Raw genomic sequence first — 15,949 nt, 5'->3', positions numbered from 1 at the left:
CGATCTTCGAGCTGGTCGACTACGGCGTGGTCGGCGACCTCTTCGAGGTGCTGCCGCAGCTCACCGCCGAGGTGAAGGCCCGCAAGGCCTGATCCTGCGGAAAGTTCGGAGGGCGTGGTGCCGGGTGCTCGGTGCCACGCCCTCCGGCGTTGTCTCCCGGAGCGCGGGCGGGCGGGCAGCGGCCCGTAGAGTCGGCGCGAGCACGTGACGTGAGGTCATGAGCCGGCCTCATGGTCGAGCTCATGAGGCCAGGTCATGGGGCCGAGCTCATGACCTGGGCGGGTGATGCGCGGGGCATGAGTTGACCGCATGACCTGGACGGGTGAGCTGCGGGACGTGACGCGATGGCGTGGGACGAGGGCGAGGACGGTGGCATGGCACTGCTGACGGCACTTCAGGGCAGTTTCGGCGACGTGGCGGACGCGCTGCGGATCGACGGCCGGGCGCTCTCCCGGGAGGAACTGCTGGGCGCGGCGACCGCCGTCGCCGACCGGGTGGCGGGTGCCCCCGCGCTGGCGGTGCTCGCCCGGCCCACGGTCGAGACCGTCACCGCCGTGGTGGGCGGCCTGTTGGCGGGAGTGCCGGTGGTGCCGCTGCCGCCCGACTCGGGGCCCAAGGAGCGCGAGCACATCCTGCGGGATTCGGGCGCGACGCTCCTTGCGCACGCCGCCGGGGAGGCGTTGCCGGAGGGCACCTCGGTGGAGGGGGTGCCGGTCGATCCCGGGCAGCGCTCCGCCGCCACGTACGCCGAACCGGCTGCGGAGTCGATCGGCTTCGTGCTCTACACCTCGGGAACCACCGGCGCGCCCAAGGGCGCGGTGATCCGGCGCAAGGCGATCGCCGCCGACCTGGACGCCCTGGCCGCTGCCTGGCAGTGGACCGCCGAGGACACCCTGGCCCACGGTCTGCCGCTGTTCCACGTGCACGGGCTGCTGCTCGGCGTGCTCGGCGCCCTGCGCACCGGGAGCCGGCTGGTGCACACCGGGCGGCCCACCCCGGAGGCGTACGCCGCGGCGGGCGGCAGCCTGTACTTCGGCGTGCCCACCGTCTGGTCCCGGCTGGCGGCGGATCCGGCGGCGGCGGCCGGGCTGGCCTCGGCCCGGCTGCTGGTGTCCGGCAGTGCGCCACTGCCCGTGCCGGTGTTCGAGAAGTTGGCGGCGCTCACCGGACACACCCCGATCGAGCGGTACGGGATGACCGAGTCGCTGATCACCGTCAGCACGCGGGCGGACGGCGAGCGGCGCCCGGGGAGCGTCGGGCTGCCGCTGGACGGGGTGCGCACCCGGCTGGTCGGCGAGGACGGCGCCCCGGTGCCGCACGACGGGGATACCGTCGGTGAGCTGCAGGTTTCCGGCCCGACCCTGTTCAGCGGGTACCTCAACCGGCCGGACGCGGACGCCGAGGCGTGGACGTCGGACGGGTGGTTCCGCACCGGCGACGTCGCGGTGATCGGGGCGGACGGCTTCCACCGGATCGTCGGCCGGGCCTCGGTGGATCTGATCAAGAGCGGCGGCTACCGGATCGGCGCGGGCGAGGTGGAGGCCGCACTGCGCGACCACCCGGCGGTCGCCGACGCGGCGGTTGTCGGCGTGCCGGACGAGGACCTCGGACAGTCGATCGTCGCCTACGTCATCCCGGACGGCGCCGTGACGGGGGAACAGCTGACGGCCTTTGTGGCGGAGCGGCTCTCGGTGCACAAGCGGCCGCGCCGGGTGGTCCTGGTGCCCGAACTGCCCAGGAACGCCCTGGGAAAGGTGCTGAAGAAGCAGCTGCTGGCGGAGGCCGCCGGCCGGTGATGAGAGGGCGTCGGATCGCCCTCCGGTGACGGGCTCTCATCCTGATGCGCCGTCGGCGCTCACCGCCCGTGACCCTTCCATTGGCGCACTCCACTGCGCGCCGTGAGCGGACGCGTGCCTAACGTGACACGCAGGCAGAACTGAATCCCCGGGCGGCAACGCCACCGCTTCCGGTCGCAGGGCCGGAGGCCGCGGCGCGTCGGGCGGGGATCTGCCGAGCCGTACGAACCGGCGGTGCCGGGACGTGCGGCGGATTCGAAGCAGTTCCGCAGCCGCCGCCCGGCGGCCGTCCGCAGCGATTCGCAGCAGTGAAGTTCGCAGCAGTGAAGGAAGTCAGCAGGATGACCACCGTCAACACCGGCGCGCCGGATGCCGCCGACGAACCGACCGGGCAGCAGCGTGCTGCCACCGCCCCTTCCTCCCGCCCGTCCCGGGCCGCACGGCTCCGGCGGGGAATAGGCATGGTGGCCGTGATCACGGCCGGAGCGGGCGTGTTCGGCCTCGGCACCGGCGTGAGCCCCGCGGCCGCCGAGCCCGCGCCGGCGCACGCCGGGTGGGACGGCTCGCGGTACTGGTTCAAGAACAGCCAGGGGCAGTGGCGCTGGACCTCGCACTACAGCGTGTACGTGACGCGGACCGGGGGCGGGACGAAGTCCTCCACGTCATCGAGTGGTGCGAAGTCGAGCGGGGGCATCAAACAGGGGTGGGACGGGTCGCGCTACTGGTTCCGCAACAGCAAGGGCGAGTGGCGCTGGACCTCGCACTACGACATCTACCTGGCGCGGACCGGCGGCGGCTCCTCGTCCTCGGCGGGTTCCGCCGGCTCGGGTTCGGGCCACGACTCGGTCGCCGAGGACCAGGACGTCGAGTCCGCCGTGCAGTACGCGCTCGCCCAGTTGGGCAAGCCGTTCCGGACGGCGGGCAACGGGCCGGACGGCTACGACTGCTCGGGCCTGGTGCAGCAGTCCTTCAAGCGCGGCGGCATCAGCCTGCCGCGGGTCGCCAACGACCAGTACGCGGCGACCACGCCGATCAAGGCGAGCCAGCTGCGCCGCGGTGACCTGCTGTTCTGGTCGCCGGACGGGACCGCCCGGGGCATCCAGCACGTGGCGATCTACCTGGGCGACAACCAGTACGTCGAAGCCGCGCGGCCGGGGACCAACATCAGGATCTCGGGCATCAGCAGCGGCTACTACCCGGCGTACATGGGGCGGCCGTAGCGCGCCGTGACCGGTTCGCAGGTCGGGGGCGCCCGTTTCGGCGGGCGTCCCCGACGTGTGTCCCCGACCTGTGTCCCCGGCGTGTGTCGTTCGATGTACGCGCGTTCGGGGTGCGGTCTTCGGGGTGCGGGTGTTTGACGGACCGCCGTTCGGCGCGGTCAGAGGTCGGTCGGGCGGGGGAGGGCACCGCGGGCGCCGAGGGCGGTGACGGCGAAGGCCCCGGCGGCGACGGCGGTCGCGGCCGCGGCGGGGAGGTCGGCGCCGCGCGCGAGTTCGGCGGCGAGGGCGCCGCAGAAGACGTCACCGGCCCCGGTGGTGTCGACCACCCGGACAGCGGGGGCGGGCAGCCGGACCGGCCGGCCGTCGGCGACGACCAGGGCGCCGTCTCCGCCGAGGGTGATCACCGCGCCCTCGGTTAGGGCGGCGAGGGACCGGGCTGCCTCGGTGACGTCGGCGGCGCCCGTGAGCTGGCGGGCCTCGACGGCGTTGGCGACGACCAGCGGTCGCCGGCCGGTCGGGCCGGCATCCGGCAGGGCTCCGGCCGGGGCGGTGTTGTGCAGCCAGCGCGTGCCGCCGTACGGGCCCGTGGCGGGCAGGGCGGCGGCGGTCGCGCGGATGCACTCCTCGGGGACCTCGTTGCTGGTGAGGACCACGTCGACGGGGAGCAGGCGGAGACGGGCCAGGGCGGCGGTGACCTCGTCCGGCGTCAGGTGGGCGTTGGCACCGGGGACGACGACGATGCTGTTCTCGCCGCAGGGGTCGACCATGACGATCGCCTGGCCCGTGGGCGCGTCGGGGTGCGTGAGCACGGCGCCCGTCTCGACCTCCGCGCCGTGCAGATCGGCGAGGGCTGCCTGGCCGTCGGCGTCGCGTCCGACCTTCGCGACCAAGTGCGTCGCCGCGCCCATCAGGGCCGCCGCCACCGCCTGGTTGGCGCCCTTGCCGCCGAAGCCACGGGTGGCGGCAGTGGCGAGGACAGTCTCGCCGGGGGAGGGGAGCGCGGGGCAACGGAGGATCCGGTCGGTGTTGACCGACCCGATGACGACCACTCGGCCGACGGGCAGCAGCTTCATCGTTCCTCTGTACGTGCCGGGGTGCGGGTGGCGCAAGCGGCGGGGGTGCGGCGTGGGCGTGGGCGTGGGCGTGGGGGCGTGGGCATGGGCGCGTGGGCGTGGGCGGGACGGCATCGGGGGCGTGACCGGCGCATGAGAGGGGGCGTGCGAGCGGGGCGCGCATGGGGAGGCGGCCCACTCGAGTTCCTGTGCGTGAGCAGTGGTGAAGGGGTGCAATTTTGATGTAGACCGGTCTGCATATTTCCACGTGTAGGCGCCTGGCCTGGGCACATGCCGCTGTCACGGGGCAGACCAGGGCGCGCGGACGGGCGCGATGGGCAGGCATGGGGAGCGGCGTGGCGCGGGTACCACCACGGGTGGCGCTGGTTCGGCTGACGGGGGCGCTGCCCGGTGCGATCGGCATCGGGGGAAGTCGAGGGGCAGGGGACGTTGTGATCGTCTGGGTCAATGGCACATTCGGGGCGGGCAAGACGAGTGCCTGCCGCGAGCTGGTGGAACTGCTGCCCGGGAGCGTGCTCTTCGATCCGGAAATGGTGGGCTCCGGCCTGCGCCGGATGCTCCCGGCCGACCGGCTGGCGACGGTGTCCGACTTCCAGGACCTGGCGGCCTGGCGCCGGCTCGTCCCCGAGACGGCGGCCGCACTGCTCGACGAGGTCGGGGGCCCGCTGGTGGTCCCGATGACCCTGCTCAGAGAGGACTACCGGGACGAGATCTTCGGTGACCTCGCCTCCCACGGGATCACGGTGCACCACTTCGTGCTGGACCCCGAAGAAACGATCCTGCGTGATCGCATCACCCATCGCGACGAGTGCCCGGGCGATCCGGAGGCCAGCGAGCGGGTCCGCACCTGGTGCCTCGAACACCTGCCCCGCTACCGCGCCGCCCGCCGCTGGCTGGTCGGCGACGCCCGGATGATCGACACCGGCGAACTCACCCCCCGGGAGACCGCACTCCGGATCGCCGAGCTGGTCAGGGTGGGCGCCGCACGCTGCCCGATCGTCCAGACTCCGGACCCGACCGGGGACACCGTGGCCTCCGCCGTCCTGTTCTTCGACGAGCAGGACCGCGTCCTGCTCGTCGACCCCGTCTACAAACCCGACTGGGACTTCCCCGGCGGCGTGGTCGAGCGCGGCGAAGCCCCCACCGACGCCGCGCTGCGCGAGACCGCCGAGGAGCTCGGTCTGCGCCTGGACCCGGCCGGTCTGCGCCTGCTCGCCGTCGACTGGGAGCCCCGCACCGGCCCGCGCCGCGGCGGCCTGCGGCTGATGTACGACGGCGGCCTACTGGACGCCGCGGGCCGCCGGAACCTGCTGCTGCAGCAGGAGGAACTGCGCAGCTGGCGCTTCGTCACGTTGGACGAATCCGCCGAACTGCTGCCTCCGAGCCGGTACCGGCGCCTCGCGGCCGCCCTGGACGCCCGGCGGAGCGGCGAGCTGCGGTACCTGGAGGCCGGGAGCCGGGTGGCGGCCGGGTTGGCGAGCACGGCGGACGCGGTATAGCCGCCAGGGCGGTGGGTCGGGGGTGGTTGGTGGGGCGATAGTGGTTGGTGTGGCAGTGGTGGTTGGCGTGGCGGTGTGTGGTCGGTGTGTCCCAGTCGGACCTCCACGGGCGCTCGCGTCGGCCGGCCCTCAGGGGGGCCGGGTTCGCCCGGCGGTCGGTGCGGGCGGGAGGATGGCGGCATGCCGTTCACACTGAGCCACCCCGCCGCCGTCCTGCCCCTGCTGCGCCGTGCCGGGGAGCGCGGGCCGCTGGTGGCGTCGGCGCTGGTCGCCGGGTCGATGGCGCCCGACGTGCCGTTCTTCGCGGAGTCCCTGCTGCCCGGGGTGTACGGCCACGGCGGCCTGACGCACCGCTGGTGGGCGGTGCCTACCCTGGACGTGGCGATCGCCGGTGCGCTGGTGGCCGGCTGGCACGGCCTGCTCCGGGCACCGCTGGTGGCGCTGCTGCCCGAGCGGTGGGCGGGCGGCGCCGAGGCGCTGACGGCCCGGCGGGCCGGGGCCGGTCCGGGCGCGGACGCGGCGTGGTTCGCGGCCTCGGCGGCGATCGGCGCGGCCACCCACGTCGGCTGGGACGCGTTCACGCACGGGGGCCGGCTGGGCGTGCGGCTGTTGCCCGTACTGGACCGGCAGGTGGCCGGGGTGCCGCTGTACGAGGCGCTGCAGTACGGCAGTTCGGCGCTCGCGCTGGCGGCGATGGGCGGCTGGGCGGCGCGTGCGGTGCGGGCCGTCGAGCCGGTGCGGCCGGCCGTCGGGCTCGCGCCCCGGACCCGACGGGCCGCCGTCGCGGTGCTGGGCGCGGCGACGGCGGCCGGGGTGCTGCAGCGGCTCAGCCCGTTGAAGCGGAACCTGGTGCCGGAGGTCTGCTTCGGTGCCGGGGCGGGGCTCGCGGTGGGGGCCGTCGGGTACGCGGCGGTGGTGGCGGCCGCCCGCCGGTTGCGTGGCGGGCGGCCGGGGCCGGGGACCGCGAGCGGCGGCCTCCGGCCCGACGTCCGTCAGACGGAGCGCAGTTCGGCGTAGCGGCGCAGGAACAGGGCCTCGGTGAGGGCCATCCGCTCCAGCTCCTGCGGGTCGACGCTCTCGTTGACCGCGTGGATCTGGGTGGTCGGCTCCTCGACGCCGATCAGCACGATCTCGGCCTGCGGGTAGAGCGAGCGCAGCGTGTTGCAGAGCGGGATCGAGCCGCCCTCGCCGGACGCGACCATCTCCGTGCCGAATGCCTCGGCCATCGCCTCGCCCATCGCCTCGTACGCCGGGCCGGTGGTGTCGGCGCGGAACGGGGAGCCGGCGCCGAGGCGCTGGACGGTGAGCCGGGCGCCGAGCGGGACCTGCGCCTCCAGGTGGGCGACCAGCGTGTCCTGGGCGGCGGAGGCGTCCGTGCCCGGCGGGACGCGCAGGCTGATCAGGGCCTTGGCGGCGGCCTGGACGGAGGAGGTGGCGCCGATCACCGGCGGGGCGTCGATGCCGAGGACGGTGACGGCGGGGCGCGCCCACAGGCGGTCGGCGATGGTGCCGGTGCCGGTCAGGGCGACGCCGTCGAGCACCTTGGCGTCGGCACGGAACTGCTCCTCGGGGTACTGCACGCCCTCCCAGCTCTGGCCGGTGGCCAGCCCGGCGACGGCGACGTCGCCGTTCTCGTCGTGCAGCGAGGCGAGGATCCGGACCAGGGACTGCAGCGCGTCCGGGGCGGCGCCGCCGAACGCACCGGAGTGCAGGTTGCCGGCCAGGGTGGTGACCGACGCCTCGACCACGGTCATGCCGCGCAGCGAGGCGGTGACGGTGGGCAGGCCGGGGGCGAAGTTGCCGGTGTCGCCGATGACGATGGTGTCGGCGGCGAGCAGCTCGGGGTGCGCCTCGGCGTAGCGCTCCAGGCCGCCGGTGCCCTGTTCCTCCGAACCCTCGACGATGATCTTCAGGCTGACCGGGTAGCCGTCCCCGTACACCTGGCGCAGCGCCCGCAGGGCGGTCAGGTGCATCAGGATGTTGCCCTTGCAGTCGGCGGCGCCGCGCCCATACCAGCGGCCGTCACGCTCGGTCAGCTCGAAAGCGGGGCTGAGCCAGGCGTCCTCGTCGAGCGGGGGCTGCACGTCGTAGTGCGAGTAGAGCAGGACGGTCGGCGCGCCCTCGGGGCCGGGCAGCTCGGCGTAGACGGACTGGGTGCCGTCCGGGGTGTCGAGCAGCTGGACCTTGGTCAGGCCCTCGGCGGCGAACGCGTCGGCGACCCAGCGCGCGGCCTTCTCGCACTCCTCGACCGGGAACTGGCGCGGGTCGGCGACTGACGGGAAGGCGACCAGTTCGGCGAGGTCGGTGCGGGCACGGTCCATCAGGGACCGGACGGCGTCGGCCAGGGGCTGTGACATCGGGGCTCCGAGGGGATGGGTCCGCCCGTGGGATGGTGCGGGCGGAGACGGTTGATCGCGGTACTGCCGATCATAGGCGGAGGGGAATCGGGTGGTTCGGGGCCGGGTGCGCCCGTGGTGCGAGGTGGTGAGCGGCCGGTCCGGGGGTGGTGGCGCGGCGGTCCGGGGGTGGTGGCGCAGTGGTTCGCGGGCGGTGCTCCGCCGGGCGAGCGGCGCGGAAGGGTTCGGGTGGCGCGGCGTACGGCGGGGCGGGCGGACGCATAGGATTGCTCGACGTGACTGACTCCGGAAGCTCCGATTCCCGTAGCCCGCTCGACAGCCCGCTCGACGACACGGCCGCGCCGCTCGACGACACGGCCTCGCTGCCGGACGACGCGGCCTCGCCGCTCGACGGCGTCTGGGACGTCGTGGTGGTCGGCGCCGGACCGGCGGGCGCGTCGGCCGCGCACGCCGCCGCCGTCCAGGGCCGGCGGGTGCTGCTCCTCGACAAGGCCGAACACCCCCGCTACAAGACCTGCGGCGGCGGCATCATCGGCCCCTCCCGGGACAGCCTGCCGCCCGACTTCCGGCTGCCGCTGCAGGACCGGGTGCACGCCGTCACCTTCGCCTACAACGGGCGGTACACCCGGACGCGGCGTTCCCAGCGGATGCTGTTCGGCCTGGTCAACCGGGACGAGTTCGACCTGCGCCTGGTGCAGGCGGCCAAGGAGGCCGGGGCGGTGCTGGTCACCGGAGTGACCGTCACCGGCGTCGAGCAGCGCGGCGGCGAGCACCGGACGGCGCTGGTGACGGCGACCGACGGGCGGACCTTCGAAGCCCGCGCGGTGGTCGGTGCGGACGGCAGTGCCAGCCGGATCGCCCGGCACGTCGGCGTCACCTTCGACCAGATCGACCTCGGCCTGGAGGCGGAGATCCCGGTGCCGCCACAGGTCGCCGCCGACTGGGCGGGCCGGATCCACCTCGACTGGGGCCCGCTGCCCGGCAGCTACGGCTGGGTGTTCCCGAAGACCGAGACCAGCAGCCTGACCGTCGGTGTCATCTCGGCGCGCGGCGACGGCGAGCGGACGAAGCAGTACCTCGCCGACTACATCAGGCGGTTGGGCCTGTCCGGGTTCACCCCGAGCGTCGAATCGGGACACCTGACCCGTTGCCGGGCCGAGGACTCGCCGCTCTCCCGCGGCCGGGTGCTGGTCGCCGGGGACGCGGCGGGACTGCTGGAGCCGTGGACCCGCGAGGGCATCTCGTACGCGCTGCGCTCGGGCCGGCTGGCCGGCGAGTGGGCGGTCAGCGTCGCCGAGGCGGGCAACGCGGCGGCGGTGCGGCGCGAGGCGCTGAACTACGCGTTCGCGATCAAGGCCGGGCTGGGCGTGGAGATGCGTGCGGGCAAGCAGCTGCTGGGCGCCTTCGAGCGGCGCCCGTACCTGTTCCACGTGGCGGTCTGCCTGGTACCGCCGGCCTGGCGGGCCTTCGCCCGCACCACCCAGGGGCACACCACCTTCTCCCAGGTGCTGCGGCAGTTCCGGGTGGCACGGAAGCTGACGGCGATGGCGTCGCGGTAGGGGGCTTGAGCGGGTGCGGGGCCGGTGCTCCTCCTGTGGGGGGCACCGGCCCGTTCGCGGTGTGGGGTGGGGGCGCGCGCTACCTGAGGCCGGGAGCGGGCGTGCCCGCTACTTGAGCCCGGTGTCGAGGGCCGACATCAGGGTTCCGGACGGCGTGTCGCCGGACATCTCCCAGACCATGCCGCCGAGCAGGTTCTTCGACTTGAGGTAGGCCGCCTTCTGGGCGATCGACCAGGCGTCGTCGAAGGTCCACCACTGGCCGCCGGCTCCCGTGTAGCCGTACGTCGCAACGGACTTGGGGTCGTGGTACACGGTGAGGCCGGGCAGGCCGGCGATCAGGTTGCCGTATCCGCGCGTCCCGGCCTCCTCGGCGAACTGGCCCGGTGCGGCTCCGCTCGCGGACTGCCAGACGCCCTTCGCCCCGCCGTCCGCCACGTCCTGCCAGCCGCGCCCGTAGAACGGGAAGCCGATGGTGAGCTTGCGCGGGTTGACCCCGGCGCCGAGGTAGGTCTGGACGGCCGCGTCCACGCTGAAGTGGAAGCTGTACGGGTCGTTCGGGTCCTGGTAGAGGTTGGCCTGGGAGCCGGTGCGACTGGGCTCCCAGGAGTTGTCGCTGCCCGAGCCGTGGAAGTCGTAGCCCTGGACGTTGGCGATGTCCAGCGAGCCGAAGATCCTGCCGAGGTCCCAGCCGGCGGCGACCTTCGCCGGATCGGCCGGGGTGAAGGCCGTCAGCAGCTTGTGCGAGCCGCCCAACGCGTCGAGCTGCTTGCGGAATTCGGCGAGCAGCAGGGTCAGGTTGGCCTTGTCGTCGGCGCTCCAGTGGTTGCCCGCGTGGCCGTCGCCGGAACCGGGCCACTCCCAGTCCAGGTCGATGCCGTCGAAGATCCCGGCCGCCACGCCGTCGCCGCCGGCGCCGTTGTAGACCGGCAGGTTGCCCCTGATCCAGGTGTCCACACAGGACTTGACCAGCTTCTGGCGGGAGGCGTCGGTGGCGGCGGCGTCGGAGAAGTACTTGGAGTACGTCCAGCCGCCGAGCGACACGACGACCTTCAGGTTGGGGTACTTGGCCTTGAGCTTCTTCAACTGGTTGAGGTTGCCGCGGAGTTTGCCCCAGCCGTCGTCGGCCACGCCGTCCACCGACTGGTCGGCGCTCATCGGGCGGGCGTAGTCGGCGTCGGCGTCCCCGGCTCCGGTGCCCTGGTCCGGGTCCTGCGGGTTGGCGGTGGTGCCCTTGGTGACGCCCGCGAGGCAGGTCAGGTTGACCGGATCGATGTTCTCGAAGGCGTAGTTGACGACGTCGAGCTTCGCGGCGCTGCCCGAGGTGTCGAGGTTCTTGACGAAGTACTGGCGGCCGTAGATGCCCCACTGGACGAAGTATCCGACCCGGGCGTACTTTCCGGCGCCCACCAGGTCCGACGTGGTCACGGTGAGCGGGGCGGAGGCGGGCGAGGCGTTGTCGGCGGCGTCCCGGGCCCTCACGGTGAAGGTGTAGGCGGTCGACGGTGAGAGGCCGCCGACGGTCGCGGTCAGCGTCCTGCCGGTGACCGTCGCCGCCAGGGTGGCGCCCTGGTAGACGTCGTACGCGGCGACCCGGAGGTTGTCGGCAGCGGCGTTCCAGGCGAGCGTCACGTCCGTCGAACTGACCGCCGCCGTACTTAGGTTGGTCGGCGCGGTGGGCGGGACGGTGTCGGTGGACGGGTCGAAGGTGGCGGCGGTGACGGCCGTGCTGAGGGGGCCCCGGTTGCCGCGGCTGTCCTTGGCCCGGACGGCCAGGATGTAGGAGGTGGCCGGGGTGAGACCGGCGACCAGGGTGCTGGTGACCGGGCTGGAGGCGAGGACGGTGCTGCCGCTCAGCACCTCGTACGAGGAGACCGGGAAGTCGCCGCCGGTGGCGGCCGGCCAGCTCAGGGCGAGCGTGTGCGCGGTGGACTCGGCCACCGTCGGGGTGCCCGGCGCGGACGGCGGGGCATCGGCGGAGCCGTCGCACTTGTCCCCGTTGACACGGCAGTTGAGCGGGGCGGAGACCGGGCCGGTGCCGACGAACCAGAAGCTGTACGGCTCGGTGGTGCTGTGGGCGTTGACGGTGGAGTTGTAGAACGCCGCGGCGACGGTGATGTGTCGGCCGTTGACGGTGGCGGTGCCGTTGTAGGTGCTGCCGAGGGTGACGCCGGTCGGGAGGTCGAACTCCAGGCTCCAGCCGGACACGGCGGTCGCGTTGTCGTTGTGGACGATGTAGGTGCCCTGCCACCAGGAGCCGTTGTCGGCGGTGGTGAAGGTGGCGGTGAGCCTTCCGGCCGCGTTCGCCGGGGTGGCCAGCGCGGTGAGCGCGGCCAGGGGGAGGAGTAGGGCCGAGAGCAGTGCCAGCAGTCTGCTGCGCGCGCGTGGGCGCCCGGCCCGGGATCGAGCGGACATGGTTCTCCCTGTGGCTGTGGGGGTTGGAACAGGGTGATGTAGAACCGGGGTTTGATCCGTGTGCGATCGGCGCCCTCGTCGTGGGGAGGCGGGGGCATGGGCACTGTAGGAGGACTGGACCAATGCGTCAACAGGTCTGTACCAGTTGGAGGGTGGGGGCGGGGATGGCGCTGGTGACAACTGACAGAGTTCAACATCTGTTATCTGTTATCTGTCACCTGAAATCTGTTCGCCGTCGTCCGTCATCTGTCACCTGTCATCTGTTCGCCCCCGTCAGCTCGTCCCCGAGCGGGCTGCGCCGGTACAGCACCGATCGGCCGTGGCGGGCCCTGTTGACCAGCCTGGTGGCCGCGAGGACGGACAGGTGCTGGCTGACCGCACCCGGAGTGACGCCGAGGCGATAGGCGAGGTCGGTAGTGGAAGCGGGCTCGGTGAGCATGGCCAGCAGGCGGGCCTTCGGCGCACCGACCAGCGCCTCCAGGGCCTGCGGCGGTACCGGTGCGCCCTGGCCGGCCATGCCCGCCTGCCCGCGGGCCGGGTAACTGATCTGCGGCGCACGGTCGTTGCTGATCATCGTGATCGCGCCGCGGACGAAGAAGGTCGGACAGAGCACGAGGCCGCGCGCGTCCACCGCGGTCTCCACGTCCCCGCCCGTCCAGTGCCGGTTGATCGACAGCACACCGTTCTCCCAGTGGAGCCGGTGGTCCAGGTCGGCGAAGAGAGCTGCCGCGCCGTGCCGGGCGAGCAGCCGGGCGCGGTAGACCAGGTCGGCCTCCAGCGCCGCCCGGGCCTGCGGCCACCAGGCGGGCGCGAGGCACAGCTCCCAGTACTCCTCCAGTGCGTCGGCGATTCGCGCCAACAGCCGCTCCGGGTCGGCGAGTCCGGCGGCGAGCACGGCTGGAAGCGGTTGGCCGTGCAGGAGGTACGTCTGCTCCAGTTCGGGGCGCAACTGCTGCGGCGGCAGCGCGCGCACGATGGCGAGTTCGGCGTGGAACTCGGGCGAGGGAGAGGTTGGGCGGGGCGTCAGGAAGTCCGGCATGAAGCGGTTCTCCGCGACGAGCGAGAGCAGAAGTCGGGAGTCGAGGCGTTCGAAGGCGGGCCTGAGCTGTTCGAAGGCCCGGGTCTGCAGGTGGTAGACGCCCGGGTGGCTCCACATCCGCAGGCTGAGCACGGCCTCGTGGATCGGGGAGGCGGCGAACCAGGTGGTGGCGAGGTCCGCGAGGCGGAGGGTGAACCGGTGCACGCGGGTGTCCTTCTGCGGGGATCCGGTCGGGACCGGGTCGGGAATCGGACCGGATCGGGAACCGGGGTCGGGAGCCGGGGGTTGGGAGTCCGGCTTCGGATTTAGCCAGAGCCTAAAGGAGTACCGGGACCGCTTCGGCGGGCGGTGGGATCGCTGCATGACCACCTCGACGGCGGAGTCCTCCGCACCTGCCCGTGCCGTGCCCGAAGTCCCTGCCGAGCCCGACGCCCCTGCCGAGCCCGACGCCCCTGCCGAGCCCGACGCCCCTGCCGAGCCCGACGCCCCTGCCGGGCCTGCGTCGCCCGGTGGCGGGGGTGCCCTCGGTGTCGTGCGACGGCGCCTGCACCCGGACCCGACGGTGCGTCGGCTGGCCGGGATCACCCTGGTCAACACCGTGGGCAACGGCCTCTCCCTCTCCGTCGCGGTGCTGTTCTTCACGCGCGTGCTCGGTCTGAGCGCCGCGCAGCTGGGGCTCGGGATGACCGCCGCGGGTCTGTGCGGAGTCGCCGCCAGCGTGCCGGCCGGTCGGGCCGCCGACCGCTGGGGCGCCCGGCGGGTGCTGGTGGCGCTGGTCTCGGTACAGGCGGTCGGTACCGCCGGGTACGCGCTGGTGCACAGCTATCCGGCCTTCGTCGCGCTGGCCTGCCTGGTCTCCGCAGTCGACCGCGGGTCCGCCGCCGTACGGAACGCGCTCTACGCCGAGGTGCTGCCCGCCGAACGCCGGGTGGCGGGCCGGGCCTACCTGCGGGTGGTGACCAACGTGGGCATCTGCCTGGGCACGGCCCTGGGCGCGGTCGCCCTCCAGTTGGACAACCGGCCGGTCTACCTGACGGCGATCCTGGCCGATGCGGCCTCCTTCGTGGTCGTCGCCGTGCTGTTCCACCGCCTCGCCGAGCTGCTGCGGCCGGCAGTGAGCCGGCCAGCGGTGGCCGAGCCGTCGGTGGCCGAGCCGTCGGCGGGGTCCGGTGTTCCGAACCCGTCGGACCCCTCGGGCAAGGGCACCAAGCAGGGCCGGCGCCGGAACCCGGCGCTGCGGGACGGCCCGTTCCTCGCCGTGACCGTGCTGAACGCCGTGCTCTGTCTGCAGTTCGCCGTCCTGGAGGTCGGCGTGCCGCTCTGGATCGTCCAGGAGACCGACGCGCCGCGGATCACCGTCGCGGGCACCCTGATCGTCAACACGCTGCTGGTGATCACCCTGCAGGTGAGGGCCACCCGCGGCACCGAGGAACGGTCCGTCGCCGCTCGGGCCTGCGGGCGCGCCGGGATGGCGCTCGCGGCCTCCTGCCTGGTCATCTCGCTGGCGCACGGTCTGCCCGCGGCCGTCGCGGCCGTGGTGGTGCTCGGCGGGGTCGCGCTGCAGTCCCTCGGTGAGGTCGTCGGGCAGGCGGGCGGCTGGGCGCTCAGCTACGACCTCGCGGACGAGCGCGATCACGGCGCCTACCAGGGTGTGTACAACGCGGGGACGGCGGCCGCGATGATGGCCGGTCCGGCGCTGGTCAGCACCCTGGTGATCGGGTGCGGCGCGGTCGGCTGGATCGTCCTGGGCGCGGTGCTCGCGGCGGCGGGCCTGGCGATGCGTCCCGTCGTCCGGTGGGCCGGACGGCGGGACGGGAGCCCCGAGTCGGTCTGAGGCCTGAGGCCTGAGGCCTGGGCCGTTGCTGCCGGCGCGGGTCGCGCACGACCGGCCGGTCCCGTTTTCGGCTACTCGGGGACGATCGCCGTCGCCTCGATCTCGATCAGCACCTCGGGCTTGAACAGGGCCACGACCTGCATCGCGGAGGCGGCCGGCAGGGGCAGGGAGCCCAGGTACTCGTCGCGCGCATCGCGGATGGCCGGGAGGTAGGCGATGTCGGTCATGAAGAAGGTGAACTTCACGACGTGCTCGAACCCCGCCCCGGCGGCGGCCAGGCAGCGGCTCAGGTTCTCGAAGATCTGCCTTGCCTGCGCCTTAGGGTCGCCGACGCCGACCAGGTTCCGGTGCTCGTCGAAGGCGACCTGGCCGGAGACCTGGACCAGCCGGCCGGTACCGGTGACGACCTGGGTGTAGCCGGTGCCGGGTGCGACCCCGGGCGGTTCGGTGATGTGGGTGAGGTGAGAGGTGGTCATGGCGCGGATCCTGCGTCATGAGTCACCGCAGACGCAAGTACCGCGGTCCCCAACCCCGTCGGTCTCAGCGCACTACCTCGGGTAGGTTGCGAAGGAACGGTCGGTTAGTGGAGGGGAGTTGGGCGGTCGGCTCGCCCGTCCGCAACTCCACGTCCGGCACGGCGTCCGGATCGGCGGCGTAACCACCGCTGGCCCAGGCCGCGTTGGCCTCCACCACGGCCCAACCGTCGTCCTCCGTACGCCCGACATCCGACATCCACGACGACGGCGCTCGGCAGCGGCGCGCCTCCGCCACCAGGCGGCCAGGACGTCGGGGGCGAACGCGAGCACCTCGGCGGCCTCTCCGCCGGACTCCTTCCCCGAGCTTCCGCCCGACGGCATCGCCGAACAGCGACCCGGCCCGCCGTACACATGCACCGTCGAGCCCGGCCTGCGCGGTGTCGGTCGTCCGGGCGGTGTCGCTGGTCATGGCGATGCTGCAGCCGTGGGCGCGACGGCTGCGACCACCGGATTACGGCGCGGGTGCGGTGGCCGCCGACCCCGGAGGCGAGGGCCGACCCACTTTCCGCCGTAGGCGAGGTGGGGTGGTGCGGGTTGGCTCTGGCCGAGGGGCGGGTGGGCGTGCCAGAGTCGTCCGGGCGCGATCCGGGCACCCCGGACCGCGCCCGCAGTCCGACCCACCCT

12 protein-coding genes are annotated in these 15,949 nt (G+C 73.4%); 6 read left to right on the top strand and 6 right to left on the bottom strand.

Going from position 1 to position 15,949, the window contains the following annotated elements; all coding sequences use genetic code 11:
* Positions 1–374: 374 nt before the first annotated feature.
* On the top strand, positions 375–1,796 hold the full coding sequence (locus AC0B61_RS32420) for an acyl-CoA synthetase (RefSeq protein WP_471745327.1): 1,422 nt from the start codon (positions 375–377) through the stop codon (positions 1,794–1,796).
* Positions 1,797–2,137: 341 nt separating this feature from the next.
* Positions 2,138–3,016 carry a C40 family peptidase gene (locus AC0B61_RS32415; protein ID WP_471745325.1) on the top strand — a complete coding sequence of 293 codons (879 nt, stop codon included), beginning with the start codon at positions 2,138–2,140 and terminating at the stop codon, positions 3,014–3,016.
* A 158-nt stretch (positions 3,017–3,174) separates the two neighbouring features.
* Here AC0B61_RS32415 and AC0B61_RS32410 read toward each other — a convergent pair whose 3' ends face one another.
* Positions 3,175–4,089, bottom strand: coding sequence for a ribokinase (locus AC0B61_RS32410; protein WP_471745323.1), 915 nt, complete (start codon positions 4,087–4,089; stop codon positions 3,175–3,177).
* Positions 4,090–4,520: 431 nt separating this feature from the next.
* Here AC0B61_RS32410 and AC0B61_RS32405 point away from each other — a divergent pair, with 431 nt between their 5' ends.
* Positions 4,521–5,588, top strand: a complete 1,068-nt coding sequence (locus AC0B61_RS32405; RefSeq protein ID WP_471745322.1) for an NUDIX domain-containing protein — start codon at positions 4,521–4,523, stop codon at positions 5,586–5,588.
* A gap of 180 nt (positions 5,589–5,768) precedes the next feature.
* A complete protein-coding gene (locus AC0B61_RS32400; RefSeq protein ID WP_471745320.1) occupies positions 5,769–6,605 on the top strand; it encodes a DUF4184 family protein in 837 nt (278 codons plus the stop codon).
* Here AC0B61_RS32400 and AC0B61_RS32395 read toward each other — a convergent pair.
* Positions 6,581–7,945, bottom strand: a complete 1,365-nt coding sequence (locus tag AC0B61_RS32395; protein ID WP_471745318.1) for a M20/M25/M40 family metallo-hydrolase — start codon at positions 7,943–7,945, stop codon at positions 6,581–6,583. The genes AC0B61_RS32400 and AC0B61_RS32395 overlap by 25 nt on opposite strands.
* Before the next feature lie 362 nt (positions 7,946–8,307).
* On the opposite strand from AC0B61_RS32395, the gene AC0B61_RS32390 reads away from it, so the two are divergent.
* Positions 8,308–9,504, top strand: a complete 1,197-nt coding sequence (locus AC0B61_RS32390; protein WP_471745337.1) for a geranylgeranyl reductase family protein — start codon at positions 8,308–8,310, stop codon at positions 9,502–9,504.
* A 108-nt stretch (positions 9,505–9,612) separates the two neighbouring features.
* On the opposite strand, the gene AC0B61_RS32385 is transcribed toward AC0B61_RS32390, so the two are convergent.
* Positions 9,613–11,916 (bottom strand): glycosyl hydrolase family 18 protein, encoded by a 2,304-nt coding sequence (locus AC0B61_RS32385; RefSeq protein ID WP_471745316.1) that lies wholly within the window; start codon positions 11,914–11,916, stop codon positions 9,613–9,615.
* Between the two features lie 256 nt (positions 11,917–12,172).
* Positions 12,173–13,159, bottom strand: coding sequence for an ArsR/SmtB family transcription factor (locus tag AC0B61_RS32380; protein WP_471745314.1), 987 nt, complete (start codon positions 13,157–13,159; stop codon positions 12,173–12,175).
* Between the two features lie 157 nt (positions 13,160–13,316).
* Here AC0B61_RS32380 and AC0B61_RS32375 point away from each other — a divergent pair, with 157 nt between their 5' ends.
* Positions 13,317–14,789 (top strand): MFS transporter, encoded by a 1,473-nt coding sequence (locus tag AC0B61_RS32375; protein WP_471745312.1) that lies wholly within the window; start codon positions 13,317–13,319, stop codon positions 14,787–14,789.
* Between the two features lie 71 nt (positions 14,790–14,860).
* Here AC0B61_RS32375 and AC0B61_RS32370 read toward each other — a convergent pair whose 3' ends face one another.
* Together AC0B61_RS32370 and AC0B61_RS32365 are read right to left on the bottom strand one after the other, a co-directional pair.
* Positions 14,861–15,265 (bottom strand): RidA family protein, encoded by a 405-nt coding sequence (locus AC0B61_RS32370; protein ID WP_471745310.1) that lies wholly within the window; start codon positions 15,263–15,265, stop codon positions 14,861–14,863.
* 64 nt (positions 15,266–15,329) lie between these two features.
* Positions 15,330–15,521, bottom strand: a complete 192-nt coding sequence (locus AC0B61_RS32365) for an ATP-grasp domain-containing protein (protein WP_471745308.1) — start codon at positions 15,519–15,521, stop codon at positions 15,330–15,332.
* Positions 15,522–15,949 lie beyond the last annotated feature (428 nt).

The sequence above is a fragment of the Kitasatospora sp. NPDC023385 genome, assembly GCF_055664045.1.
Note: the sequence above shows the minus strand (reverse complement) of the source record. Positions and strands in the feature narration are given on the sequence as shown.